The sequence below is a fragment of the Paraburkholderia sp. LEh10 genome (assembly GCF_017814945.1).
Lineage (GTDB): Bacteria > Pseudomonadota > Gammaproteobacteria > Burkholderiales > Burkholderiaceae > Paraburkholderia.
Genome location: NZ_JAGIPX010000017.1, coordinates 127,193 through 151,272, shown reverse-complemented (window position 1 = coordinate 151,272; position 24,080 = coordinate 127,193). Strand labels below are relative to the sequence as shown.

Here is a 24,080-nt window from a genome sequence, read left to right as displayed (position 1 = left end):
GCGGCAAAGAAAGTAAGTGCCGCCCCGCACAGGGGCAACGCCCGCGCCGCGAGGCGCATCGCGGATGCCAGCGACAGCGGCAAAACAGACCGCAATCGCGGCATGCCAGCGACAGCGGCAAAACAAACCGCAATCGCGGCATGCCAGCGACAGCGGCAAAACAAACCGCAATCGCGGCATGCCAGCGACAGCGGCAAAACAGACCGCAATCGCGGCATGCCAGCGACAGCGGCAAAACAAACCGCATCGCAGACAACAACCAAAAACGAAACCCCCGAACCCTCAGGTCATCCGACTCTTCGCAAGCGGCGGATTCGCCGCAAAATAGCGCTTGATGCCACTCATGATCGCATTTGCCATCTTGTCACGGTACGCGTCATCGTTCAGGCGCCGCTCTTCGTCCGGGTTGCTGATGAACGCGGTCTCGACGAGGATCGACGGAATGTCGGGCGCCTTGAGCACGGCAAAGCCCGCCTGTTCGACGGAGCCCTTGTGCAGCCTGTTGATCCCGCCGATTTCCTTCAACACGAAATTGCCGTAGCGCATCGAATCGCGGATCTGCGCGGTCGTCGACATATCGAACAGCGCACGGTTCACGTTGGCATCGGCGGATTTGATGTTGATGCCGCCGATCTGATCCGATGAGTTTTCCTTGTTCGCCATCCAGCGCGCGGCCGCGCTCGATGCGCCATGCTCCGACAGCGCAAACACCGACGAGCCGCTCGCTTCGGGCGTCGTGAACGCGTCCGCGTGGATCGACACGAACAGGTCGGCGCCGACCCGTCGCGCCTTCTGCACGCGCACGTTCAACGGCACGAAGAAGTCGGCGTCGCGCGTCATCATCGCGCGCATGTTCGGTTGCGCGTCGATCTTCGCGCGCAGCTTCTTCGCGATGTCGAGCGCAACGTGCTTCTCATACGTGCCGCTGCCGCCGATCGCGCCCGGGTCTTCGCCGCCGTGGCCAGGATCGATCGCGACCGTGAGCAGGCGCACCGTATTGCTGCCTTTCTTCGGCGTGGTGAACTTGTACGCGTCGTCGCCATTGTCGCCGTCGCTGTCCGCATCGCTATCGTTGTTGCGCGCGATTACGGGCGGCGCGGGCGGCGCAGGCGTCGGCGCCGGCTTCGGCGCGACATGCGGCGCGGGCGCGGAGCCCGCGTGCACGGGCGGACGCGGCACGGGCGCGGACGGCGAGGGCGCGTTGTTCTGTGCGTACTTCTCGAAGAACGCCTCGCTGTTGTCAGCGGGCGGCGTGGCCGGGCCGCTCAGCGTCGCGGCGGGCGGCGCGGCGCCTTCGTTCAGCTTGTCGAGCTGCTGCTGCTTGCGCTCCGTCTGCGCGAGCAGATCCATCAGCGGATCGGGCGCGACGGCGGGATACAGGTCGAACACGAGACGGTACTTGTACGTGCCGACGGGCGGCAGCGTGAACACCTGCGGCTTCACGGAGCCCTTCAGGTCGAACACCATCCGTACGACATGCGGCTGATACTGCCCGACGCGCACCGATTGAATCTGCGGATCGTTCGGCGCGATCTTCGAGACGAGATCCTTCAGCGCCTGGTCGAGATCGAGGCCGCTCAGATCGACCACCAGCCGGTCCGGGCCTTGCAGCAGTTGTTGCGTGTTCTGCAGCGGCTGGTCGGACTCGATGGTCACGCGCGTGTAGTCGCGTGCGGGCCACACGCGCACGCCGAGCACGGACGACGCCCACGCGAAGCGAGGCGCGGCGAGCCCGAGGACGAGCGTGGAAGCGCCCGCGCGAAGAATCTGCCGGCGACGCCAGTTATGCGTCGCGGTGGCCGCCGATTCGATCGAGCGGAATGGTTTGATCAACATCTTTCGAGACATGCCTTTCCTGATTCGCTGTACGCGCGCGCGGCGAGCATGCGGCCATCGCCGTCGACCTCGAGCGAGAAGACGAGATCCGGCACGCCCAGCAGTTTGCCCGCGCGTTGCGGCCATTCGACGAGGCAGATCGCGCCGCTGTCGAAGTACTCGCGAAAGCCCGCGTCGGCCCATTCGGCCGGATCGGTGAAACGGTAAAGATCGAAGTGATACAGCTCCAGTTCCCCATCGGGCCGTTCGACTGCGTAGGGTTCGACGAGGGTATAGGTCGGGCTGCGCACACGGCCCGCATGGCCGAGCGCGCGCAAGGTGGCGCGCACGAGCGTCGTCTTGCCCGCGCCAAGATCGCCGTGAAGCTGCACCTGGAGACCGTTGAACGCGCGATGGTCCGTCCCGCGTGCTTCGCTGCGCACGCTGTCGATCGCATGCGCGAAGCGCTCGCCGAATGCCGTCGTGGCGGCCTCGTCCGCGAGCGCGAAGTGGCGCTCCAGCAGGACGGCGGCGGACGGTTGATTCGCGAGATCGGGTTGATCGGGCATTCTCGTAAAATGGCGTAATGAACCAGAGCCTGCAGCATCCCGTGTCGGACTTAGATCGCGATCCGCATTCGCCGCTTCACGCGACGGATGACGAAGCCCCATGCGCGCGTCGTTACGATGAGGCGCAACTGGCGGCGCTCGCTTCGCGCATCAGGCAGTGGGGAAGCGAGCTGGGTTTCGGCGCGGTCGGCATCAGCGACATCGATCTATCCGATGCCGAAGCGGGCCTCGCTGCATGGCTCGACGCGGGTTGCCACGGCGAGATGGATTATATGGCCAAACATGGGATGAAACGTGCGCGGCCAGCCGAGCTTGTGGCCGGCACGCGACGCGTGATTTCCGTGCGCATGGCCTATCTGCCCGTTTCCTCAGGTGCGCGAAAGGGCGATGAAAGTGCGGATGGCGACGCTCTGCACATTCAGCACGTTCAGCACATTCAGCACGTTCAGCACATTCAGCACGACTGGCGACTGGAAGAGCGCGCGCGTCTCGACGATCCTGCCGCCGCCGTCGTGTCGATCTATGCGCGCGGCCGCGACTATCACAAGGTCATGCGCAACCGCCTTCAGCAACTGGCCGAGCGGATCGAGGCGGAAATCGGCCCATACGGCCATCGCGTGTTCACCGATTCGGCGCCCGTGCTCGAAGTCGAACTCGCGCAAAAGGCGGGCACGGGGTGGCGCGGCAAACACACGCTGCTGTTGCAACGCGATGCGGGGTCGCTGTTCTTCCTCGGCGAAATCTTCGTCGATCTGCCTTTGCCAACCGACGCCGTCACCGAGCCCGAGCACGCGCCCGAAACGCCGGGCGCGCATTGCGGCAGTTGCACGCGCTGCATCGACGCGTGTCCGACGGGCGCCATCGTCGCGCCGTATCAGGTCGATGCGCGGCGCTGCATTTCCTATCTGACGATCGAACTGAAGGGCAGTATTCCCCAGGACTTGCGGCCGCTGATCGGCAATCGTGTGTACGGCTGCGACGACTGCCAGCTCGCGTGCCCGTGGAACAAGTTCGCGCAGGCCGCGCCCGTGGCGGATTTCGACGTCCGTCATGGGCTCGATCGCGCGTCGCTGGTCGAGCTGTTCGGCTGGAGCGCAGCCGACTTCGATACACGCATGCAGGGCAGCGCGATCCGCCGGATCGGCTATGAATGCTGGCTGCGCAATCTCGCCGTCGGTATGGGCAATGCACTGCGGGGTGCGCCGCAGTCGCTTGCCGCCGATACGCGCGCGGCCATCGTCGATGCACTGCGCAAGCGCGCCGACGATCCGTCGCCGCTCGTGCGCGAGCATGTCGAGTGGGCGCTGGACGCGGCTTGAGCGCGCGGCGCGAATGAAAGAGGTGAGCACATCATGTTCAATGCAGTGATCGATGCGCCGTTCGGCAAGATCGGCGTGCGGCTGGAGGGCGAGACCGTGCGCGAGATCGTCTATCTGCCCGGCTCGGTGGCGAACGTCGAGCCCGACTCGCCGCTCGCGAAAGCGGCCGTCGAGCAGATCGAGTGTTATTTGCAGCTGGCATCCGCGACCTTCGATCTGCCGCTCGCCGCTGTCGGCACGGCCTTCCAGCGCCGTGTCTGGCACGCGATCAGCGCGATTCCGGCGGGCGCCGTGATGACCTACGGACAGCTTGCAAAGGAGGTCGGCAGCGTGCCGCGCGCGGTCGGGCAGGCCTGCGGCTCGAACTGCTTTCCGATCGTGATTCCGTGTCATCGCGTGGTCGCGTCGGGTGGCATCGGCGGCTTTGCGCACACGGGCGGCGACGGCTACTATCGCAACGTCAAACGCTGGCTACTCAAACACGAGGGCATCCCCTACGCATGACTGATGTGCTGACCGAAGACGCGCAGCCCGCGTCGCCCCTGCTCGTGACGAGCGGCGCGTCGATCGACGCGTTTTGCGATGCGCTCTGGCTCGAACATGGCCTCGCGCGCAACACGCTCGACGCGTACCGGCGCGACTTGCGGCTTTTTTCCGAGTGGCTCGCGAAGCAGCGCTACGCATCGCTCGATACGGCGAGCGAAGCCGATCTGACTGCCTACGCCGCCGCGCGCGCGATGGACAAATCGACGTCGGCGAACCGGCGCCTGTCCGTCTTCCGACGCTACTATGCATGGGCCGTGCGCGAGCATCGCGCGTCGGCGGACCCGACGTTGCGTATCCGCGCGGCCAAGCAGCCGCCGCGTTTTCCGTCGACATTGACGGAAGCGCAGGTCGAAGCGCTGCTCGGCGCGCCGGATGTGACGACGCCGTTGGGCTTGCGCGATCGCACGATGCTGGAGCTGATGTACGCGAGCGGCTTGCGCGTGAGCGAACTCGTCACGCTGAAGACCGTGGAAGTCGGCTTGAACGAAGGCGTCGTGCGCGTGCTCGGCAAGGGCTCGAAGGAGCGGCTGATTCCGTTCGGCGAGGAGGCGCACGGCTGGATCGAGCGGTATCTGCGCGAGTCGCGACCCGCGCTGCTCGGCCAGCGCTCCGCCGATGCGCTTTTCGTCACCGCCCGCGCCGAAGGCATGACGCGCCAGCAGTTCTGGAACATCATCAAGCGTCACGCGATGACGGCGCATGTGCATGCGCCGCTGTCGCCGCATACGCTGCGCCACGCGTTCGCGACCCATCTGCTGAATCACGGCGCGGACTTGCGCGTCGTGCAACTGCTGCTCGGCCACACCGATATCTCGACGACGCAGATCTACACGCACGTCGCGCGCGAGCGGCTCAAGTCGCTGCACGCGACGCATCATCCGCGCGGGTGAGTTTGCGCAACCAGTTTGCGCGGCTGACTTCGCGCGGCTGGCTTGACCCGGCTGACCTTATGCGGCTGTCCTTATGCGGCTGACGCGTAATTGGCCGCCCGCGGCTCAGACGAGCTCGCGCAACCGGTGCTTGAGAATCTTGCCCGTCGATGCGGCGGGCAACGTGGCAAGCACCTTGATATCGGCGGGGCGCTTGTACGGCGCGAGCCTTTCCTTGCACCATGCGTCGAGTTCGGCGGGCGTCGCTTTTGCGCCGCTCTTCAGCTCGACGAACGCCACCACTTCCTCGTTGCCTTCCACCGCGCGCCCGACTACCGCCGACTGCACGACGTCGGGATGCGCGTTCAGCACATGCTCGACTTCGGCGGGATAGACGTTGAAGCCCGAGCGGATGATCAACTCCTTGCTGCGGCCAGCGATATGCAGCGCGCCGTCGGCGTCCTGTCGAGCGAGATCGCCCGTTCTGAGCCAGCCGTCTTCCGTGACGGCGGCCTGTGTCTGCTGCGGGTTGCGGTAGTAGCCGAGCATCACGTTCGGCCCGCGCACCCACAGTTCGCCGACTTCACCGCGCGCGACATCGACGCCATCCAGTCCGACGAAGCGCACTTCGATGCCGGGAATCGTCTGGCCGACGGAACAGTCGGCGCGCGGCGCCTCGATCATCGTCTGAGAGACGGTCGGACTACTCTCGGTCATGCCGTAGCCGTTGTGCAGCGTGACGCCATACACGCTTTCGACGCGCGACTTTAGCGCGGCGTCGAGCGGCGAGCCGCCCGAATACGCGAAGCGCAGTTGCGGCGCGGACCACGGCAAGCCGTTCGTTTGCAGATATTCGAGCAGCTTTGCATGCATTGCAGGCACGCCCTGGAAGATCGACACGCGCTCTTGCGCGAGCGCGCGGCGCACGGCTTCGGGCGCGAAGCGCGGCGCGAGCCTGAGCGTCGCGCCTGCATACAGGCTGCCGAGGCACACCGACGCCAGACCGTACACGTGCGAGATCGGTAGCACCGCGTAGACGACATCGCCGGTATTGACGCGCCGCAGCCTGCTCGACACCGCGGCGATGAACAGAAGATTGCGATGCGACAGCATCACGCCTTTGGGCGTGCCCGTCGTCCCCGTCGTGTAGATCAGCGCCGCGCACTGGCGCTCGCTCGCGGCTTCGACGGGTTCTGCCGGCGCGGCTTCGTCGATCGCGCACGACCACGCGCCGATGTCGATGCCGATCGAGCGCGCGGGGAGTGCGCCGCGGCGTTGCGCATGCTGGCGCGCATCCGGCGAGGCGTCGACGGCATACGCGGTCACGCGCGGCTGCGCATGCGCGCGGATTGCATCGAGCTCCGCCGCCGACAGCCGCGCGTTCGACATCAGCGCCCATGCATCGAGCTTCGCGGTCGCAAACAGCAGCACGATCTGCACGATGCTGTTCTCCGCGACGATCATCACGCGGTCGCCGGCGCGCACGCCCTGTTCGCCGAGCAACGCGGCAACGCTATCGACGGCTTGCGCGAGTTGCGCGCTCGTGAGGCGGCGATCGTCTTCGATTAGCGCGACACGGTGCGGATCGCGCGCGGCCATGAACGCGGGAATCCCGGCGATACGTGCGGGGAGCGCGGCGAGAAGCGCGGCCACATCGATGCGCGGCGCGGCGGCGGGCGAGTGCTGGGCTGTATTCAACGATGTCTCCTTGATGGGCATTCCGGGCGCGCGCGTTTGCCGTGTGCCACGGCGCCGGCACATTTGCGAACGATCGTGTCATGATTCCGGGGCGCACACAATTGGCCATTTGGCAAATGGCCGTTGCGACGCGCGGACATTACAATGCGCCGATGAGCAAATCCAGACACGTTTCCGAAACACCCGCCACGCAGTACCTGCGCCGCCACAAGATCGAGTTCGGCGAGCATCCGTACGACTACGTCGAGCACGGCGGCACGGGTGAATCGGCGCGCCAGCTTGGCGTCGACGAGCATCACGTCGTCAAGACGCTGGTGATGGAAGACGAGCACGCGAAGCCGCTGATCGTGCTGATGCACGGTGACCGCACCGTATCGACGAAGAATCTCGCGCGGCAGATCGGCGCGAAACGCGTTGAGCCCTGCAAGCCGGAAGTCGCGAGCCGGCATTCGGGCTACATGATCGGCGGCACGTCGCCGTTCGGGACGAAGAAGGCGATGCCCGTCTACGTCGAATCGACGATACTCGAACTGGACAGTATCTGGATCAACGGCGGGCGGCGCGGCTTTCTCGTCAGCATCGCGCCCGGCGTGCTGACGTCGCTGCTGTCCGCGAAGCCGGTGCAGTGCGCAAGCGTCGATTGAAGCGCATGCCTGTAAAACGGTGTGCCGGGTTCGGTAGAATGTGCGCCGTTGCGCACGCGGCGAATGGGGACCCGCGCCGCTAGTCTTGCCTTGTGTGTTGCCTTTTGCGCTTTCCGACACTGATAAGAGTTTCAACATGGAAAACCTGATTGTCGCCGTCGTGGCCTATCTGATCGGCTCGGTGTCGTTTGCCGTGATCGTCAGCGGCGCGATGGGGCTGGCCGATCCGCGCTCGTACGGCTCGAAGAACCCCGGCGCGACCAACGTGCTGCGCAGCGGCAACAAGAAGGCTGCGATTCTCACGCTGATCGGCGACGCGTTCAAAGGCTGGATCGCCGTGTGGCTCACGGGGCACTTCTCGGCGCGCTTCGGGCTCGACGATACGTCCGTTGCGATCGCGGCGATCGCCGTGTTTCTCGGCCATCTGTATCCCGTCTATTTCCGCTTCAAGGGTGGCAAGGGCGTCGCGACGGCGGCGGGCGTGCTGCTCGCGATCAATCCCATACTCGGCATCGCGACGCTGCTGACCTGGCTGATTGTCGCGTTCTTCACGCGCTATTCGTCGCTGGCGGCGCTGTGCGCGGCGATCTTCGCGCCGCTGTTCGACGGGTTTCTGTTCGGCGCGAACGTGATTGCGCTGGCGATCGTCGCAATGAGCGCGCTGCTGATCTGGCGTCACCGGGCGAACATCGCGAAGCTGGTGGCAGGGCAGGAGAGCCGCATCGGCGACAAGAAAAAAGCTGAGGCGGCGCGGCCGGCCTCCAAGCATTGAAACAGCATCGAACGATGGCTGCTTTGCCAGGCTTTCCGGCGAGCGCAGGCTACCGAAGGTTGATCGAAGCGCCGCCCGCCGAGCGGCGCTCGAGCCGAAAGATCAATCGCGGAAGTTGTTGAAATCGAGCGGCGTATCCGTCACGTCCTTGCGCAGCATCGCAATCACGCTTTGCAGATCGTCGCGCTTGGCGCCCGTCACGCGCACCGCGTCGCCCTGGATGCTCGCCTGGACCTTGATCTTGCTGTCCTTCACGAGCTTGACGATTTTCTTCGCGAGATCGCCGGACACGCCCTTCTTCACGGTGACGACCTGCTTGACCTTGTCGCCGCCGATCTTCTCGATCTTGCCGTAGTCGAGGAAGCGCACGTCCACGTTGCGCTTCGCCATTTTCGACACGAGCACGTCCTTCACCTGGCCGAGCTTGAACTCGTCGTCGGCGAACGCGGTGAGTTCTCGCTCCTTTTGCTCGACGCGGGCGTCCGAGCCCTTGAAGTCGAAGCGCGTCGAGATTTCCTTGTTCGACTGCTCGATGGCGTTCTTCACTTCGATCATGTTGGCTTCGCAGACGACGTCAAACGATGGCATTGCTTTCTCCCATTTGTATCGAGCCGCGTCGTGCCGCCTTGCCGACCGTGCCGCAACGTGACGGCTGGACGGCTGCGCGCGACGCTCTCGCTATAATCACGAACCGGTGTCATTTTACCGACGCCTTCCCCTTTTGCCCAAGGCTCGCGAGCCGGTTGCAACACCCGTCCGCGCGTTGTCCCGGGCGCTTGCCAGAACTCCTGATGTCCCAGTCCGATCCGCTTCTGTTCGCCGCCGACTTTCCGCTGAAGTCGCACAACACCTTTGGCTTCGACGTGCGCGCGCGGCTCGCATGCCGCATCGAAAGCGACGCGCAACTGCTTGCCGCCTTGCGCGACCCGCGCGCGAAGGGCTTGCGGCGGCTCGTGCTGGGCGGTGGCAGCAACGTCGTGCTGACGCGCGACTTCGACGGCCTCGTGCTGTTGATCGCGCTGCGCGGCCGCAAGCTGGTCCGCGAGGACGTCGACGCGTGGTACGTCGAGGCCGCGGCAGGCGAGAACTGGCACGACTTCGTGTCGTGGACGATTGCAGAAGGCATGCCCGGCCTCGAAAATCTCGCGCTGATTCCGGGCACGGTGGGCGCGGCGCCGATACAGAACATCGGCGCGTACGGGCTGGAGATGTGCGAGCGCTTCGCATCGCTGCGGGCGATCGAGCTGGCGACGGGCGAAGCAGTGGAACTCGATGCCGATGCTTGCCGCTTCGGCTATCGCGACAGCTTCTTCAAGCAGGAAGGGCGCGAGCGCTTTGTGATCGTATCGGTGACGTTCAGGTTGCCGAAAGCGTGGGTGCCGCGCTCCGGCTATGCCGACATCGCACGCGAACTCGCCGCAGCCGGTCTCGGCGATGCGACGCCGACGCCTCAGGCCATCTTCGATGCCGTCGTCGCCGTGCGGCGAGCGAAACTGCCGGATCCGCTCGCGCTCGGCAATGCGGGGAGCTTCTTCAAGAATCCCGTCGTCGAGGCGGCGCAGTTCGACGCGCTGCTCGCGAAAGAGCCGCAGATCGTCTCGTATCGTCAGCCGGACGGACGCGTGAAGCTCGCGGCTGGCTGGCTGATCGACCGCTGCGGATGGAAGGGGCGCGAGATGGGGGCGGCGGGCGTGCATGAGCGGCAGGCGCTCGTGCTCGTGAACCGCGGCGGCGCGAGCGGAGCCGAGGTGCTGGCGCTCGCGAAGGCGATCCAGCACGACGTCGCGACGCGTTTCGGCGTGGAACTGGAAGCCGAGCCAGTCTGTCTTTGATGCGCGTGCTACGCGCCGCGCGTTGAAGCATCGCGGAAACGAAATCGCCGGCTCGAAGCCGGCGATTCTGTTTGGTCCGTTGCGAGGCTTTCGCTCGGGGAATCTCAGTGATTCAGCTTGCCGAGCAGCAGGAATTCCATCAGCGCTTTCTGCACGTGCAGCCGGTTTTCCGCTTCGTCCCATACGACGCTCTGCGGACCGTCGATCACCTCCGCGCTGACTTCCTCGCCGCGATGCGCAGGCAGGCAGTGCATGAAGAGCGCGTCCTTGTTCGCGCACGACATCATGTCGGCATCGACACACCAGTCCGCGAACGCTTTCTTGCGCGCTTCGTTCTCGGCTTCGAAACCCATGCTGGTCCACACGTCCGTAGTCACGAGGTCGGCGCCCTTGCAGGCTTCGTTCGGATCGTCGAATTCTTCGTAGAACGGCGCGCTGTCCGGTGCGACCAGCGCGCGGTCGAGCTTGTAACCCGGCGGCGTGGACAAGCGCAGCCTGAAGCCGAGAATGTGCGCCGCTTCGATCCACGTATACAGCATGTTGTTCGCGTCGCCGACCCACGCGACCGTCTTGCCGCGGATCGGGCCGCGATGTTCGTAGTACGTGAAGATGTCCGCGAGCACCTGGCACGGGTGATACTCGTTCGTCAGCCCGTTGATGACGGGCACGCGCGAGTTTTCGGCAAACCGCTGAATGATGTCCTGGCCGAACGTGCGGATCATGATGATGTCGACCATCCGCGAGATGACCTGCGCCGCGTCTTCAATCGGTTCGCCGCGGCCGAGCTGCGTGTCGCGCGTGCTCATGAAGACGGCGTGACCGCCCAGCTGGAAGATGCCCGCTTCGAACGACAGGCGCGTACGCGTCGAATTCTTCTCGAAGATCATCGCGAGCGTGCGGTCGTGCAGCGGATGATACGTCTCGTAGTTCTTGAACTTGCGCTTCAGGATGCGCGCGCGTTCGAGCACGTACTCGTAGTCTTCCAGCGAGAAATCGTTGAACTGCAGATAGTGGCGGATTTTCTTGGCGGTCATAAAACAAATACGGCGGATTCACCCGGGCGAAGATGCCGGACTGGGCCGCCGTCGTTTGTGGTAACTCAATCCAGCATAAAGGATTTTGAATGATTTGACGAGTCGGCCACGCGGCATGGGCGACTTTGCCGGATCGCGTAAGGGACTGTTCCATCACGCTTATGTGCGGTGCGGAGAAACCCTGGCTGCGCTATAATCTCGAAGTTTTCTCAGAGCCCGGCAGGCAGCTCCTTGCTTGCAGGACACGGTTTTCGCGTACCTCGCGCATGTGCCGCGCTGTGCGCCATCACGACTGCTGCCAAGGCGGCCTCGCTGGCCCGCTGCGGCAGGCGAACGGCAGGCTCGCTGCAAGGTTCGCGCGGTCGCGAGACGTGTTCGGACAGCGTTTTCAGGCAGTCATCCTTCGCAGGCTCATCTCCGGCAGATCGCTGGGCAGTCACACAGGGTTTCGTACATGGCCGACACACCCCCAACCGAATATTTCATTCAAGGCGTCACGTCGTCTGGACGCAAGTTTCGTCCAAGCGACTGGTCGGAGCGGCTGGCGGGCGTGATGTCGTGTTTCGGTCCGGGCGCGAAAGGGCCGAATGCCCGTCTCCAATATTCCCATTACGTGCGTCCGACGATGGTCGGCGACCTGAAGTGCGTGATTCTCGATTCGCGGTTGCGGGATATCGAACCGATGGCTTTCGACTTCGTGATCAACTTCGCGAAAGACAACGATCTTCTCGTTACGGAGGCGTGCGAGCTTCCGCCGGAGCATGAAGCGCGCAAGGCGCCGGCGCGCTGAGCGTCGTGCTGCACGAACAATGGAACCCGCATCTGCGGGTTTTTTTGTGCCCGCTTTTTTTGTGGTGGCGGCTTGCGCGCGAGGCGCGCTCGAGACGTGACACGGGGCGCAAAAACAAAAAAGCCCGCGAGAGCGGGCTTTCATGACACAGCGGAAACAGGAAGCCGCTCGCGCAAGGCGAGCGGCCGGATTCGTGAATTTACTGCGCTGCGGGCGCTTGCAGACCCTTGACGGCTGCAGCGAGGCGGCTCTTATGGCGAGCTGCCTTGTTCTTGTGAACGATTTTCTTGTCGGCAATGATGTCCAGCGTCTTTGCCGATGCCTTGAAGATTTCAGCGGCCTGCGCTGCGTCGCCGGCTTCGATTGCCTTGCGGACAGCCTTGACAGCCGTGCGGTACTTCGAGCGCAGCGCCGAGTTGTGCGAGTTTGCCTTGGCGGCTTGGCGGGCGCGCTTGCGTGCTTGTGCGGAGTTAGCCATGACGGTTCCTTATCCTGTTCCTGTTTCCAGTGCCGGCCCTTGTGCAAAGGCTGGCGCTGCTTTTAGATCGAACCCCTGAGAGCGATTGCCCAAGGGCGCAAATTGACGAACGACTGAGAACAACGTGAAGTCCAGCCCGTTTTGAAAGGCGAGCGAGCTTCGAAACCGGCGATTATAGCAACAAAATCAGATACGTGGCAACCGCGGCTCGTCTTTGCGTTAGCGACGCGCTGATGCAAAGCAGCAGTGCGCCGCCGATGCTGCCCTTCGAACGCCACGGGAAGACGGCTTCACGAGAGCGTTTGCCGGCTCGAAAGACACGAATTTCTCACAGACTTGCTGTCGAATCGAACGTCTTTCGCGCAAATTGGTCCGAAACGCTCCGAATCGCTACGAATCGTGCCTTCACATGCTGACCGCCCTGGACGCACCCGTATAATAAGCGCCCCATGAATCTATTCCGAGCCCTGCTGACGGTCAGCGGCTTCACGCTGCTTTCGCGCGTGACCGGACTGGCCCGCGAGACCCTGATCGCACGTGCATTCGGCGCGAGCCAGTACACCGACGCGTTCTACGTCGCTTTCCGAATTCCGAATCTGCTGCGCCGGATTTCCGCCGAGGGTGCGTTTTCACAAGCCTTCGTGCCGATCCTCGCCGAGTTCAAGAACCAGCAGGGCCACGACGCGACCAAAGCGCTCGTCGACGCGACCTCGACGGTGCTCGCGTGGGCGCTCGCGATCCTCTCGCTGCTCGGCGTGGCGGGCGCGACGTGGGTCGTGCTGGTGGTCGCATCGGGCCTGCGCGGCGACGGCCAGGCGTTCACGCTGGCCGTGTCGATGACGCGGATCATGTTCCCGTACATCGTGTTCATTTCGCTGACGTCGCTGGCGTCGGGCGTGCTGAATACGTACAAGAACTTCTCGTTGCCCGCGTTCGCGCCTGTGCTGCTGAACGTCGCGTTCATCATCGCCGCCGTGTTCGTCGCGCCGCTGATGAAGGTGCCCGTGTACGCGCTCGCGTGGGCCGTGATCGCGGGCGGCATCGCGCAGTTCGTCGTGCAGTTGCCGGGCCTGAAGAAAATTGACATGGTGCCGCGCATCGGACTGAATCCCGTCAAGGCGATCGCGCATCGCGGCGTGAAGCGCGTGCTCGCGAAGATGGTGCCGGCGATGTTCGCGGTCTCGGTCGCGCAGATCAGCCTCATCATCAATACCAACATCGCGTCGCACATCGGGCCGGGCGCGGTGTCGTGGATCAACTACGCCGACCGTCTGATGGAGTTTCCGACTGCGCTGCTCGGCGTCGCGCTCGGCACGATCCTGTTGCCCAGCCTGTCGAAAGCGCACGTCGATGCCGACGCGCACGAGTATTCGTCGCTGCTCGACTGGGGCTTGCGCGTGACCTTCCTGCTCGCCGCGCCGAGCGCTGTCGCGCTGTTCTTCTTCGCCGAGCCGCTGACGGCGACGCTGTTCCACTACGGCAAGTTCGACGGCAATGCGGTCGTGATGGTCGGGCGCGCGCTCGCTGCGTACGGCGTCGGCCTCGTCGGCCTCATCCTGATCAAGATTCTCGCGCCCGGCTTCTACGCGAAGCAGGACATCAAGACGCCCGTGAAGATCGGCGTCGGCGTGCTGGTCGTCACCCAGCTGAGCAACTACGTGTTCGTGCCGGTCTTCGCGCATGCGGGACTGACGCTGTCGGTCGGGCTCGGCGCTTGCGTCAACGCGCTGTGTCTTTTCATCGGCTTGCGGCGGCGCGGCATCTATATGCCCTCGTCGGGCTGGACGGTGTTCTTCGTCCAACTCATCGGCGCGTGTCTCGTGCTCGCGGGCGTGATGCACTGGTTCGCGCTCAGCTTCGACTGGATCGGCATGCATGCTGAGCCCGTGCGGCGCATGGTGCTGCTTGCAGCGTGCCTCGTGCTGTTCGCCGCGCTATATTTCGGTATGCTGTGGCTGATGGGCTTCAAATACGCGTATTTCAGAAGGCGAGTGAAGTGATCACGATGACGCGGGTTCTCGACTATTTCAGCGCGCTTGTCGCCGAGGACGATGGGCTCCCCCTCACGGAAGCGGCGCTCTCGCTCGCGCAGGATGCCTATCCCGATCTCGATCTGCAGGCCGTGCTCGCTGAGATCGATGAACTCGCGCTGCGCGTCAGGCGCCGCATTCCCGACGACGCCGACATCCAGCAGCGGGTCGGCATTCTCAACCGATACTTCTTTCGCGAGCTGGGCTTCGCGGCGAACGTCAACGACTACTACGACCCGGACAACAGCCATCTGAACATGGTGCTCAAGCGCCGGCGCGGCATTCCGATCTCGCTGGCCGTGCTGTATCTGGAGATGGCGTCACAGGTGGATATTCCCGTGCGCGGCGTGGCGTTTCCCGGACACTTCCTGCTGCGCGTCACGCTGCCCGAAGGCGACGCGATGATCGATCCGACCACGGGCCATCCGCTGACGGAACCCGAAATGGTCGAGATGCTCGAGCCTTATGTGGCGAGGGCGGGCGAATCGGTGAGCCGTGCGCTGCGGATGCTGCTGCAACCGGCGACGCGGCGCGAGATCATCGCGCGCATGCTGCGCAACCTCAAGGCCACCTATCTGCAGACGGAGCGCTGGCAGCGTCTGCTTGCCGTGCAGCAGCGTCTCGTGATCCTGTTGCCGGAGAGTATCGAGGAAGTGCGCGACCGTGGTTTCGCGTATGCGCGGCTCGATTACCTGCGGCCGGCATTGGAGGATCTCGAGCGCTATCTCGACGACAGGCCGGATGCCGAAGACGCAATGGTCGTCGAATCGCAATTGAACGAGTTGCGGCAACGCACGCAGCATGACGATCGCGATTGATCCGGCTGCTTCAAACACAAACGCCTGCGTAGCCGACTACGCAGGCGTTTTCGTTTCGGCGCCTGGCGTTGAGCGCCTGGCGCGAGGCATGCGCTTACTTCGGCTGCATCCGGATCGCGCCATCCAGACGGATCACTTCGCCGTTGAGCATCGGATTGTCGAAGATCTGCTTGACGAGCATCGCGAACTCATGCGGTTTGCCGAGGCGCGGCGGGAAAGGCACCATCGCGCCGAGCGCGTCCTGCACTTCCTGCGGCATGCCGAGCAGCATCGGCGTTTCGAAGATGCCCGGCGCGATCGTCATCACGCGGATCGCGTTGCGCGACAGGTCGCGTGCGATCGGCAGCGTCATGCCCGCGACACCTGCTTTCGACGCCGCATACGCCGCCTGGCCGATCTGTCCATCGAATGCGGCCACCGACGCCGTGTTGACGATCACGCCCCGTTCGCCGAGCGCATTCGGCTCGAGCTTCGCGATTTCAGCGGCCGCGAGGCGAATCATGTTGAACGTGCCGACGAGGTTGATCGAGACCGTGCGCGCGAACGAGTGCAACGGATGCGGGCCGTCCTTGCCGACCGTCTTCATCGCGGGTGCGACGCCCGCGCAATTGATGAGGCCGCGCAGCGCGCCGAGCTTCGTCGCGGCTTCGACGGCTTGCGCGGCATCGTCTTCGCGGCTCACGTCGCACTTGACGAACACACCGCCCAGTTCCTGCGCGAGCGCCGTGCCCGCGTCGTGGTTCAGGTCCGCGAGCACGACCTTACCGCCGTTTTCCGCGATCAGGCGCGCCGTCGCGGCGCCAAGCCCGGATGCGCCGCCCGTGATCAGAAACACGTTGTCCTTGATATCCATGTCTTCTCCTTGATTGGATGCGTGTCATTCGAATCTTTATCGCTGAACGATTTTAACGGCTCGGCTTCGAGCGTCCAACCACGCAGATGCCCGCCGCCGACATGCGCGCGTCGAAGTCCGGCACTTTCCCCTCAGTGCTGCAAACGAACGCGAGGCGATCGGCGAAAGCGGCCAATAAAAAACCCGCCATGAGCGGCGGGTTCTTCATGTCTTGCCTGCGAAAGCGCATTCGAGTTTGCGCGTATTACTTCAATGCTTCGAACGCCCGATCGCGGATTTCCTCGACGCTGCCGAGACCCGAAATGCGGCGGTATTGCGGCGCCTTCAATTGCGTCGACGGGTCGCCGTTTTTCGCCCAGCTGTTGTAGTAGTCGATCAGCGGTTTCGTCTGCGCGACGTACACGTCGAGGCGCTTCTTCACCGTTTCTTCCTTGTCGTCGTCGCGCTGGATCAGCGGCTCGCCCGTCACGTCGTCGATGCCTTCGACCTTCGGCGGATTGAACTTGACGTGATACGTGCGGCCCGAAGCCGGGTGCGTGCGGCGACCGCTCATGCGCGTGATGATCTCGTCGAACGGCACGTCGATCTCCAGCACGTAGTCGATGGGCACGCCCGCCTGTTTCATCGCTTCCGCTTGCGGAATCGTGCGCGGGAAACCGTCGAACAGATAGCCGTTCGCGCAGTCCGGCTGTTGCAGCCGCTCCTTGACGAGGTTGATGATGAGCTCGTCCGTGACGAGCTCGCCGGCATCCATGTAGCGCTTCGCTTCGATGCCGAGCGGCGTCCCCGCCTTCACGGCGGCGCGCAGCATGTCGCCCGTCGAAATTTGCGGAATGCCGAACTTTTCCTTGATGAAGTTCGCCTGGGTGCCCTTGCCCGCGCCAGGAGCGCCCAACAGGATCAAACGCATTTGATATCTCCAGATCTATGTGAATTCTGTCTGGCGCACTGCGCGCTTTGCCGCAGTCTGCGCTCTTGATTCTTTGTTGTACGCCGTCGTGTCGGGCAGCTTTTCACTGCCGGTTTTGCGCTGCACATCGTAGACGGCGCTGCAAAGCAAACGACAAAACGGGCGCAATAAAAATACGGGCGAATGATGATACCGATCAATGCGCATCGATATCGGCTGAATCGCGCGAACGATCGATTATGCCATGGCTTTTTACGCCGACGACCCGAAAAACGCCTGTACGCGGGCAAGATCGTCCGGCGTGTCGACGCCAGGCAGCGGCGCGTCGTGCGTCACGAGCACCGCGATGCGCTCGCCGTGCCACATCGCGCGCAGCTGTTCGAGCGCTTCGGCCTGCTCGATCGGCGAGATCGACAGACTCGGGTAAGTACGGAGAAACTTCGCGCGATACGCGTACAGCCCGATGTGCCGATAAACAGCCGCGGGCGCAGGAGGAGCGGGCATGTGCGCGACGTTCGGCCAATGCGGCTGATATGCGTCGCGCGCCCACGGAATGGGCGCGCGCGAGAAATACAGCGCGACGCCGCGCGCGTCGAGCACCACCTTGACGACGTTTGGGTTGAACACTTCCGCGGGATCATGAACGGGATGCGCAGCCGTCGCGATCGCACAGCCTTCCGTGGCCGCGAGGTGCGACGCAACGCCGCGCACCAGCGCGGGATCGATCAGCGGCTCGTCGCCCTGCACGTTGACGACGACCGTGTCATCGCTCCAGCCGTAGTGGGCCGCGACTTCCGCGAGCCGGTCCGTGCCCGACGGATGATCGGCACGCGTCATCATCACGTCGATGCCATGCGCGCGCGCGACGTCGAAGACGGATTGCGCATCGGTTGCGACCAGCACCTGCTGCGCGCCCGATTCGAGCGCACGCTCGGCGACGCGCACGACCATCGGCTTGCCGCCAAGATCGGCGAGCGGCTTGTTTGGCAGGCGCGTGGACGCGAGGCGTGCCGGAACGACGGCGATGAAGGGCGGAGTCTGCTGGGTGTCGGTCATCGGAAAAGCGGCCGCATTGGCCTCGACAAGAGCGGCTTCGGGCATGCAGGGCTTCGACATGAAGCGCGCAGCCGGAGAGCCTTCGAACCAGGCCTTGAAGGGCCGAGAAAAACGCGCCGCCTTGTCGGCGGCGCGATGGGTGTCCCGATGGGTCTGCCGTTGTTGCTGGCCGGGCGCGTTGCGCCCAGCAGCGCGGGCGTTCAGGCGACGGAGCCGGGATTCAGATCAACGGGCGTGCCTTCGACCGTTTGACGCGCTTCGTCGACGAGCATCACGGGGATGCCATCGCGGATCGGGTAGGCGAGCTTGTCTGCGTTGCAGATCAGCTCCTGCGCGGCGCGGTCGTAGCTGAGCGGTCCCTTGCAGATCGGGCAAACGAGAATTTCAAGCAGGCGAGCGTCCACGGACTTTCTCCACAACAAGTGCAATGAGGCGATGATCGAGCGTGGCTTCGACGGGAACGACCCACAGCCGCGCATCATGCCAGGACCCCAATTTTACCGCATCCTTTTCGGTGATCAGGATGGCGTCGGCGTCCACGTCGACGAATGGGTTCGTGCTAAACGCGTAATGGTCGGGCAGCGCTCGCGTGTCGGGCGCGAGGCCCGCCGCGCGCAATGTCGCGAAAAAGCGTTCGGGCGCGCCGATGCCGGCAGCGGCGAGCACGCGTTCGCCCGCGAACTGCGCGAGCGGGCGGCGCAGGCGCGGATTGTCGAGATGCCAGGCATCGCCAGGCGCGAGATCCAGCGAGAACGTATTCGGCCAGGGCGGCAGCACGCGGTCATACGGGTTGTTGATCAGCGTCGCGTCGCGCTTGCGCGACAGCGGCTCGCGCAACGGACCGGCCGGCAGCAGGAAGCCGTTGCCGCCCAGCCGGTGATCGAACACGACGATTTCGGCGTCGCGCTTCAGGCGGTAGTGCTGCAGCCCGTCGTCGCTGACGATCACATCGACATCGCGATACGCGTTGCACAACGCTTCGGCGGCCGCCACGCGGTCGGGGCACACGAACACGGGCGCGCCCGTGCGGCGCGCGATGAGAAGCGGCTCGTCGCCTGCCTGGTTTGCGTTCGACGTCGGCGTGACGAGCGTGGGCAGCTTGATCTTCGCGCCGTAGCCGCGCGACACGACGCCGGGCGTGAAGCCCGCGCTGCGCAGCGCCTCGACGAGTGCGATCACCGTCGGCGTCTTGCCTGTGCCGCCGACCGTCACGTTGCCGACGATCACGACGGGCACGCGCACGCGCACCGACTTCAGCCAGCCGAGCTCGAACGCAGCGCGGCGCCCGAGCGCGACCGCGCCGAAGAGGCACGACAGCGGCGTCAGCGCCCATGCGAACGGGCCGCGCTGCCGCCACTCGCGCGCAATGCGCGCTTCGATGCGGGACGCGAGTTCGCTCATCGGTGAGGGGCCGGCCGGCGCGGCGCGTCAGACAGGACGGACAGAGCGGACATCAACGGTCATCTCCGGACAATGGGTTGCACCGACGGTTAAAGGGACCAGGAAGACCAACGGAACCAAGCAACGCGGACAGCGAAAGGACGGCAACGGGACGACGAACGGGCATGACATGATCGGACGAGCTTGTGCGAACCATGCCGGCAGATTCGCCAGAACCCGGCACTCTAGCGCGCGGGCGGCGTCGGCCGCAAGTCGGAAAGGCCTTCACGCGAGGACGAAACGCGCCGCATGCGATATCCATACCCTGTGGATAACTTTGTGGAGAATGTGCCGTTCAATCTGTCGAAAGGGCCGCTGCGCAAGCCTTCGCTCGGCGCGAGCACGTTTGAAAACTTAGAATATATGATAAAAATCAACGAGTTAGATGGTTTTAAATGGGCTCTGGAGTAGTTTTGCGCCAAATCAGCACGACCCTCCCGACATGTGGACACTTTTAACAATCCGGCTAAAGACGAGTAGAACACGCTGGACCTGACTGGCCGATCGGTCTATCGTCTGTCCGGCCTGTCAAAACCATTCCTCGCATGAATTCCGAAAGTCCTTTCTCGTCTCCCGTCGGTGCGGGTGGCGATGCCGTCGTTCCCGTATCGGTGCTCAACCGCGCGATCGGGACGATGCTCGAACGCTCGTTCCCGCTCGTGTGGGTATCCGGCGAAGTGTCGAACTTCACGCGCGCCGCCAGCGGGCACTGGTATTTCTCGATCAAGGACGCGCAGGCGCAGATGCGCTGCGTGATGTTTCGCGGCCGCGCACAGTACGCCGAGTTCGTGCCGCGCGAAGGCGACCGGATCGAAGTGCGCGCGCTCGTCACGATGTACGAGCCGCGCGGCGAACTTCAGCTCAATGTCGAAGCGGTGCGCCGCACGGGTCAAGGCCGGCTGTACGAAGCGTTCCTGCGTCTGAAGGCGCAACTCGAAGCCGAAGGGCTGTTCGATGCGCAGCGCAAACGCCCGGTGCCTGCGCATCCGCGCGCAATCGGCATCGTCACGTCATTGCAGGCGGCCGCGCTGCGCGATGTGCTGACGACGCTCGCGCGCCGCGCGCCGCATATACCTGTGATCGTTTATCCGGCGCCCGTGCAGGGCGCCGGCGTGAGCGCGAAGCTGGCCGCGATGGTCGAAACGGCGAACGCGCGGCGTGAAGTCGATGTGCTGATCGTCTGCCGGGGCGGCGGCTCGATCGAAGACCTGTGGGCGTTCAACGAAGAGGTGCTGGCCCGCGCGATCGCGGCGAGCAGCGTGCCCGTCGTGAGCGGCGTCGGTCACGAAACCGACTTCACGATCGCCGACTTCGCCGCCGACGTGCGCGCGCCGACGCCAACGGGCGCCGCCGAGCTCGTCAGCCCGCAGCGCGTGCTGCTGCTGCGCGATCTCGATCATCGGCATGCGACGCTCGCGCGCGGCTTCGGGCGCATGATGGAGCGCCGCGCGCAGCAGCTCGACTGGCTCGCGCGGCGCCTCGTGTCGCCCGCTGAACGGCTGGCGCGGCAGCGCACGCATCTGCAACAGCTGATCGCGCGGCTGGCGTCGGCGGGTGCGCGCCCGGTGCGCGATGCGCGCGCGCGTTTCGCGCTCGTGCAGATGCGCTGGCAGCGGTGGCGTCCCGATCTGTCGATGCATCGGTCGAAGGTGAGCGGGCTCGCGGACCGACTCGACCGCGCATTGTTGCGCCAGCATGAAAGACACCTTGCCCGTGTGGAAACGCTGGCTGCGCGGCTCGAAGTGTTGAGTCCGCAGCGCACGCTGGAGCGCGGCTATGCGGCGCTGCTCGATGCGCAAAGCGGACGTGCGGTGCGCGCGCCGTCAGCGTTGAAACCGGGACGGCGCATGACCGTTCACCTCGCGGAAGGCTCTGCGGACATTGCGTTGTCGGATGTTCAGCCGCGTCTTACGGATGGCTTTTGATGGGCCGTCGCGCACAGTACTTTTGACCTTCATCCGATGCATGAATGGATGCCGCGCGAGCATTAATTACGCCGTCCGTGCAGCGCGTTTTCGCAATCAACACCATAATGGGCTTGCGTTTGCGGGGTTATTCCAAGTCGCCTACAATCGAGTGCTCCACAGCGTTATCCGCAGACTCCCCATAAACAGATACAAAGGAATAAGCACCATGGAACATACGCTCCCGCCGCTGCCGTTCGCGAAGAACGCGCTCGCTCCGCACATGTCGGAAGAGACGCTCGAGTTTCACTACGGCAAGCATCACCAGACCTATGTGACCAACCTGAACAATCTGATCAAGGGCACCGAGTTCGAGAGCCTGTCGCTGGAAGAAATCGTCAAGAAGTCGTCGGGCGGTGTCTTCAACAACTCCGCGCAAGTGTGGAACCACACGTTCTTCTGGAACAGCCTGTCGCCGCAAGGTGGCGGCGCGCCGAAGGGCAAGCTGGCTGACGCGATCAACGCGAAGTGGGGTTCCTTCGACAAGTTCAAGGAAGAGTTCACGAAGACGGCAGTGGGCACGTTCGGCTCGGGCTGGGCGTGGCTCGTGAAGAAGGCTGACGGCTCGCTCGATCTCGTGTCGACCAGCAACGCCGCCACGCCTCTGACCACGGACGCAAAGGCGCTCCTCACGATCGACGTGTGGGAACACGCGTACTACATCGACTATCGCAATGCGCGTCCGAAGTTCGTCGAAGCTTACTGGAACATCGTGAACTGGGACTTCGCTGAGAAGAATTTCGGTTAAGTCGAAGCGTCTTCTGCTGGAGGTTTCCGAATAGCTTTGGAAACCGAAGCAAATAAAAAAGCTCTCGCTTGCGAGAGCTTTTTTTGTTGCGGGATGCGCGACGGGCATGCCGCTCTTTCAACGCTCACTGGTAGGTCATGGTGACCGTCATCGATGAGTTGGCGGGTCCTGGCGTCAAGGTTCCTGTCCTGTAGTAGCGCGCCTGCAGCGGAATCGTATAGCTGCCGCCCGTGCCCGGGTTGTAAGCGCTGAACGGTTTCGCCGTGCCCAGCGGAAACACCGTGCCCGTGCCGTCCAGCAGTTGCACGCCCACGCCTGTCGCCGTCGAACTGCTGTCGAGCGCGACCACCGACTGCGCACTGTCGACCACAGACGTTACCGGGTCGATCTCGTACAGGATGCCATTCATGCCTGCCGGACAGTCGTTCAGGCCGATGTTGAACGGCACGGCCGTCGTCGTCGAACCGACGGACGGCAACTCGGAAGGATAGTGCGTGCCGAGTTGCACGGGAATGTCGGGCGTCGTGCAGGTCAGCGGAATGATCTGCACAGCGTTCATGGTGAGGTAGCTCATTGCCGCGCCTGGGACGGGAACGTGGGGGCTATACAGGAGCGGATACGCCTGCGCGATCGCGGCCGCGGGCAAGACACCGCCTGTCGAGACCGTACCCGTCTTCACAATCGCAACTGCGAAAACGGCCCGGTTAGGCCAGGTGCCACCTGCATCGCAAAAAGAGGCTCTCAGCTTTGTAGTGTCATCGAACCATCCGTGCCAGCCACATCCTTTGTCAAAGACGCCTACCGCCATCGCGATTCCAATGCCTGGGATTGCGGTCTGGACAACCGCGTATGAGGTGGCGTTGTCGGGCATGGGCAGGCCATTGTTGGGCGGCGTCGACACCGTGACGGAAGAAAGGCTCCCGGTGAGCAGAGGTTGTGCCGCCGGGCCGTAGTAGCCACCTGGATTGTTGCATGTCCACGTTGTGTTTCCGGAGTACGTCCACGGTGTCAACATCGTGCCCACTGCCTCGTCGCGAGGCACGGCAATCTGCGACGGAAAGGTGACATTGAGCGTGTCGCCTCCGCCTGTACACGTGACTTGCGCCCACGCGCCTTGTATGCATGCGAACGCAAGCAGCAGGCCCAACCAGATACGAAGGCCACGCAGCGGCGGCTGCAACATTCTGAGGTGCTTCATCATTGTCGTCATTTCATGAACCCTGCGAGATGCGTCGAAGCCGCCTGCTCTAAAAAGACCGCTTCGCTTCTTCGCATGCAGTTACCGTTGTGTTTAGTTATACGTAAAGTTCACCGTCGCAGCTGCCGTCACCGACCCCGCCGTCAACGAGCCGAGGCGATAGAACTGGGCAACCATCGGAATGGTCATCGCATTGGTGGCGTCGACGGTGCCGAGATTGATCGCGCTGTTGAGCGTGATCGGCGTACCGGACGTGGCGCCCGAGCTTGTTGCCTGCAACAGTTGCACGCCCACCTGCGTGGCCGTGCCCGTGTTCTGCAGCACGCTTGCGACGGTATCCATCGTGCCGTTCACGGTCATCGTGACTTTCGTGCCCGGCCCGCAGCTGTTCAGCAGCACGTTGAAAGCCGTCGGGTTCAGCGTGCTGCCGATTGCGCCAAAATCCATCACGGTCGCGCTGCCGAGATTGACCGTCTGATTGAGCGACGACGTATCCACCGTGCACGACGGCTGTGCGATCTCACCGCTGTAATAGATCGTCGCGTCGATCGCGAAAGCGCGCGCGCCGGCTGTTGCAGCAAGCATGGCCAGCAACAGTTTGAGTTTTCGCATGTTGGAGTTCCCTCACCATGATTGAACGTGGCCGATGTCCGCGTTCGATACGCCGGGCCAATTGCGGACAACTGGCCGTGCAGGT

25 protein-coding genes are annotated in these 24,080 nt (G+C 63.9%); 11 read left to right on the top strand and 14 right to left on the bottom strand.

The features are described 5' to 3' along the window. Window positions 1-282: 282 nt before the first annotated feature. Both J8I87_RS16790 and tsaE read right to left on the bottom strand, forming a co-directional pair. Complete coding sequence (locus J8I87_RS16790) at window positions 283-1,848, bottom strand: N-acetylmuramoyl-L-alanine amidase (RefSeq protein ID WP_209932641.1); 1,566 nt, start codon at window positions 1,846-1,848, stop codon at window positions 283-285. Further along, a complete protein-coding gene (gene tsaE, locus J8I87_RS16785) occupies window positions 1,830-2,384 on the bottom strand; it encodes a tRNA (adenosine(37)-N6)-threonylcarbamoyltransferase complex ATPase subunit type 1 TsaE (protein ID WP_209932639.1) in 555 nt (184 codons plus the stop codon). Before tsaE ends, J8I87_RS16790 begins: the two co-directional genes overlap by 19 nt. Before the next feature lie 17 nt (window positions 2,385-2,401). Between tsaE and queG the strand changes: the two genes are divergently transcribed. The 3 genes from queG to xerD are packed head-to-tail and all read left to right on the top strand — an operon-like array spanning window position 2,402 to window position 5,139. Then, window positions 2,402-3,703 (top strand): tRNA epoxyqueuosine(34) reductase QueG, encoded by a 1,302-nt coding sequence (gene queG, locus J8I87_RS16780; protein WP_209932637.1) that lies wholly within the window; start codon window positions 2,402-2,404, stop codon window positions 3,701-3,703. Between the two features lie 33 nt (window positions 3,704-3,736). Continuing rightward, window positions 3,737-4,207, top strand: a complete 471-nt coding sequence (locus J8I87_RS16775) for a methylated-DNA--[protein]-cysteine S-methyltransferase (RefSeq protein WP_209932635.1) — start codon at window positions 3,737-3,739, stop codon at window positions 4,205-4,207. Beyond that, a complete protein-coding gene (xerD, locus tag J8I87_RS16770) occupies window positions 4,204-5,139 on the top strand; it encodes a site-specific tyrosine recombinase XerD (RefSeq protein ID WP_209932634.1) in 936 nt (311 codons plus the stop codon). The genes J8I87_RS16775 and xerD overlap by 4 nt, the downstream gene beginning before the upstream one ends. A 105-nt stretch (window positions 5,140-5,244) precedes the next feature. Here xerD and J8I87_RS16765 read toward each other — a convergent pair whose 3' ends face one another. Then, entirely contained in the window at window positions 5,245-6,837 is a 1,593-nt protein-coding gene (locus tag J8I87_RS16765) for a class I adenylate-forming enzyme family protein (protein WP_209932632.1), read from the bottom strand. Between the two features lie 131 nt (window positions 6,838-6,968). Here J8I87_RS16765 and ybaK point away from each other — a divergent pair, with 131 nt between their 5' ends. After that, window positions 6,969-7,460 carry a Cys-tRNA(Pro) deacylase gene (gene ybaK / locus J8I87_RS16760; RefSeq protein ID WP_209932630.1) on the top strand — a complete coding sequence of 164 codons (492 nt, stop codon included), beginning with the start codon at window positions 6,969-6,971 and terminating at the stop codon, window positions 7,458-7,460. 136 nt (window positions 7,461-7,596) lie between these two features. Continuing rightward, window positions 7,597-8,232, top strand: a complete 636-nt coding sequence (gene plsY, locus J8I87_RS16755; protein WP_209932629.1) for a glycerol-3-phosphate 1-O-acyltransferase PlsY — start codon at window positions 7,597-7,599, stop codon at window positions 8,230-8,232. Between the two features lie 102 nt (window positions 8,233-8,334). On the opposite strand, the gene J8I87_RS16750 is transcribed toward plsY, so the two are convergent. After that, window positions 8,335-8,820 (bottom strand): YajQ family cyclic di-GMP-binding protein, encoded by a 486-nt coding sequence (locus J8I87_RS16750; RefSeq protein ID WP_054916938.1) that lies wholly within the window; start codon window positions 8,818-8,820, stop codon window positions 8,335-8,337. A gap of 203 nt (window positions 8,821-9,023) precedes the next feature. Between J8I87_RS16750 and murB the strand changes: the two genes are divergently transcribed. Further along, entirely contained in the window at window positions 9,024-10,064 is a 1,041-nt protein-coding gene (gene murB / locus J8I87_RS16745) for a UDP-N-acetylmuramate dehydrogenase (protein WP_209932628.1), read from the top strand. Window positions 10,065-10,168: 104 nt separating this feature from the next. On the opposite strand, the gene argF is transcribed toward murB, so the two are convergent. Further along, complete coding sequence (argF, locus tag J8I87_RS16740; RefSeq protein ID WP_209932626.1) at window positions 10,169-11,098, bottom strand: ornithine carbamoyltransferase; 930 nt, start codon at window positions 11,096-11,098, stop codon at window positions 10,169-10,171. 454 nt (window positions 11,099-11,552) lie between these two features. On the opposite strand from argF, the gene J8I87_RS16735 reads away from it, so the two are divergent. Further along, window positions 11,553-11,888 (top strand): DUF3579 domain-containing protein, encoded by a 336-nt coding sequence (locus tag J8I87_RS16735; protein ID WP_209932625.1) that lies wholly within the window; start codon window positions 11,553-11,555, stop codon window positions 11,886-11,888. 199 nt (window positions 11,889-12,087) lie between these two features. Here the strand turns inward: J8I87_RS16735 and rpsT are convergent, their stop codons facing one another. Continuing rightward, a complete protein-coding gene (gene rpsT / locus J8I87_RS16730; protein WP_012399948.1) occupies window positions 12,088-12,366 on the bottom strand; it encodes a 30S ribosomal protein S20 in 279 nt (92 codons plus the stop codon). Window positions 12,367-12,815: 449 nt separating this feature from the next. Here rpsT and murJ point away from each other — a divergent pair, with 449 nt between their 5' ends. Continuing rightward, window positions 12,816-14,366, top strand: a complete 1,551-nt coding sequence (gene murJ, locus J8I87_RS16725; RefSeq protein ID WP_209932623.1) for a murein biosynthesis integral membrane protein MurJ — start codon at window positions 12,816-12,818, stop codon at window positions 14,364-14,366. Between the two features lie 5 nt (window positions 14,367-14,371). Continuing rightward, entirely contained in the window at window positions 14,372-15,214 is an 843-nt protein-coding gene (locus tag J8I87_RS16720) for a SirB1 family protein (protein ID WP_209932654.1), read from the top strand. A gap of 94 nt (window positions 15,215-15,308) precedes the next feature. On the opposite strand, the gene J8I87_RS16715 is transcribed toward J8I87_RS16720, so the two are convergent. From J8I87_RS16715 to lpxK, 6 genes are all read right to left on the bottom strand, one after another. Further along, a complete protein-coding gene (locus J8I87_RS16715) occupies window positions 15,309-16,067 on the bottom strand; it encodes a 3-hydroxyacyl-CoA dehydrogenase (protein WP_209932621.1) in 759 nt (252 codons plus the stop codon). A 52-nt stretch (window positions 16,068-16,119) separates the two neighbouring features. Next, on the bottom strand, window positions 16,120-16,275 hold the full coding sequence (locus J8I87_RS16710; protein ID WP_209932620.1) for a hypothetical protein: 156 nt from the start codon (window positions 16,273-16,275) through the stop codon (window positions 16,120-16,122). Window positions 16,276-16,311: 36 nt separating this feature from the next. Continuing rightward, complete coding sequence (gene adk, locus J8I87_RS16705; protein WP_209932618.1) at window positions 16,312-16,977, bottom strand: adenylate kinase; 666 nt, start codon at window positions 16,975-16,977, stop codon at window positions 16,312-16,314. Between the two features lie 252 nt (window positions 16,978-17,229). Next, window positions 17,230-18,033, bottom strand: coding sequence for a 3-deoxy-manno-octulosonate cytidylyltransferase (gene kdsB, locus J8I87_RS16700; RefSeq protein ID WP_209932653.1), 804 nt, complete (start codon window positions 18,031-18,033; stop codon window positions 17,230-17,232). Window positions 18,034-18,233: 200 nt separating this feature from the next. Further along, a complete protein-coding gene (locus tag J8I87_RS16695; protein WP_007180583.1) occupies window positions 18,234-18,437 on the bottom strand; it encodes a Trm112 family protein in 204 nt (67 codons plus the stop codon). After that, window positions 18,418-19,434, bottom strand: coding sequence for a tetraacyldisaccharide 4'-kinase (lpxK, locus tag J8I87_RS16690; RefSeq protein ID WP_209932616.1), 1,017 nt, complete (start codon window positions 19,432-19,434; stop codon window positions 18,418-18,420). Before lpxK ends, J8I87_RS16695 begins: the two co-directional genes overlap by 20 nt. A 584-nt stretch (window positions 19,435-20,018) precedes the next feature. Between lpxK and xseA the strand changes: the two genes are divergently transcribed. Both xseA and sodB read left to right on the top strand, forming a co-directional pair. Beyond that, entirely contained in the window at window positions 20,019-21,398 is a 1,380-nt protein-coding gene (gene xseA / locus J8I87_RS16685) for an exodeoxyribonuclease VII large subunit (RefSeq protein ID WP_209932614.1), read from the top strand. Between the two features lie 208 nt (window positions 21,399-21,606). Continuing rightward, on the top strand, window positions 21,607-22,185 hold the full coding sequence (gene sodB / locus J8I87_RS16680) for a superoxide dismutase (RefSeq protein ID WP_209932612.1): 579 nt from the start codon (window positions 21,607-21,609) through the stop codon (window positions 22,183-22,185). Between the two features lie 124 nt (window positions 22,186-22,309). On the opposite strand, the gene J8I87_RS16675 is transcribed toward sodB, so the two are convergent. Next, window positions 22,310-22,759, bottom strand: a complete 450-nt coding sequence (locus tag J8I87_RS16675; RefSeq protein WP_209932610.1) for a fimbrial protein — start codon at window positions 22,757-22,759, stop codon at window positions 22,310-22,312. A gap of 717 nt (window positions 22,760-23,476) precedes the next feature. Then, the gene (locus J8I87_RS16670) at window positions 23,477-23,995 is read right to left on the bottom strand and encodes a fimbrial protein (RefSeq protein ID WP_209932608.1); all 519 of its coding nucleotides are present in this window, start codon (window positions 23,993-23,995) and stop codon (window positions 23,477-23,479) included. Window positions 23,996-24,080 lie beyond the last annotated feature (85 nt).

Bases quoted from the DNA above. Each gene is read 5' to 3' on its own strand.
- J8I87_RS16715 (WP_209932621.1), bottom strand. From the start codon at position 16,067: ATGGATATCAAGGACAACGTGTTTCTGATCACGGGCGGCGCATCCGGG.
- adk (WP_209932618.1), bottom strand. From the start codon at position 16,977: ATGCGTTTGATCCTGTTGGGCGCTCCTGGCGCGGGCAAGGGCACCCAG.
- argF (WP_209932626.1), bottom strand. From the start codon at position 11,098: ATGACCGCCAAGAAAATCCGCCACTATCTGCAGTTCAACGATTTCTCG.
- lpxK (WP_209932616.1), bottom strand. From the start codon at position 19,434: ATGAGCGAACTCGCGTCCCGCATCGAAGCGCGCATTGCGCGCGAGTGG.
- J8I87_RS16750 (WP_054916938.1), bottom strand. From the start codon at position 8,820: ATGCCATCGTTTGACGTCGTCTGCGAAGCCAACATGATCGAAGTGAAG.
- J8I87_RS16775 (WP_209932635.1), top strand. From the start codon at position 3,737: ATGTTCAATGCAGTGATCGATGCGCCGTTCGGCAAGATCGGCGTGCGG.
- J8I87_RS16790 (WP_209932641.1), bottom strand. From the start codon at position 1,848: ATGTCTCGAAAGATGTTGATCAAACCATTCCGCTCGATCGAATCGGCG.
- J8I87_RS16675 (WP_209932610.1), bottom strand. From the start codon at position 22,759: ATGAGCTACCTCACCATGAACGCTGTGCAGATCATTCCGCTGACCTGC.
- J8I87_RS16735 (WP_209932625.1), top strand. From the start codon at position 11,553: ATGGCCGACACACCCCCAACCGAATATTTCATTCAAGGCGTCACGTCG.
- tsaE (WP_209932639.1), bottom strand. From the start codon at position 2,384: ATGCCCGATCAACCCGATCTCGCGAATCAACCGTCCGCCGCCGTCCTG.
- J8I87_RS16720 (WP_209932654.1), top strand. From the start codon at position 14,372: ATGACGCGGGTTCTCGACTATTTCAGCGCGCTTGTCGCCGAGGACGAT.
- J8I87_RS16710 (WP_209932620.1), bottom strand. From the start codon at position 16,275: ATGAAGAACCCGCCGCTCATGGCGGGTTTTTTATTGGCCGCTTTCGCC.
- murB (WP_209932628.1), top strand. From the start codon at position 9,024: ATGTCCCAGTCCGATCCGCTTCTGTTCGCCGCCGACTTTCCGCTGAAG.
- plsY (WP_209932629.1), top strand. From the start codon at position 7,597: ATGGAAAACCTGATTGTCGCCGTCGTGGCCTATCTGATCGGCTCGGTG.
- J8I87_RS16765 (WP_209932632.1), bottom strand. From the start codon at position 6,837: ATGCCCATCAAGGAGACATCGTTGAATACAGCCCAGCACTCGCCCGCC.
- J8I87_RS16670 (WP_209932608.1), bottom strand. From the start codon at position 23,995: ATGCGAAAACTCAAACTGTTGCTGGCCATGCTTGCTGCAACAGCCGGC.
- rpsT (WP_012399948.1), bottom strand. From the start codon at position 12,366: ATGGCTAACTCCGCACAAGCACGCAAGCGCGCCCGCCAAGCCGCCAAG.
- xerD (WP_209932634.1), top strand. From the start codon at position 4,204: ATGACTGATGTGCTGACCGAAGACGCGCAGCCCGCGTCGCCCCTGCTC.
- murJ (WP_209932623.1), top strand. From the start codon at position 12,816: ATGAATCTATTCCGAGCCCTGCTGACGGTCAGCGGCTTCACGCTGCTT.
- sodB (WP_209932612.1), top strand. From the start codon at position 21,607: ATGGAACATACGCTCCCGCCGCTGCCGTTCGCGAAGAACGCGCTCGCT.
- queG (WP_209932637.1), top strand. From the start codon at position 2,402: ATGAACCAGAGCCTGCAGCATCCCGTGTCGGACTTAGATCGCGATCCG.
- ybaK (WP_209932630.1), top strand. From the start codon at position 6,969: ATGAGCAAATCCAGACACGTTTCCGAAACACCCGCCACGCAGTACCTG.
- xseA (WP_209932614.1), top strand. From the start codon at position 20,019: ATGAATTCCGAAAGTCCTTTCTCGTCTCCCGTCGGTGCGGGTGGCGAT.
- kdsB (WP_209932653.1), bottom strand. From the start codon at position 18,033: ATGACCGACACCCAGCAGACTCCGCCCTTCATCGCCGTCGTTCCGGCA.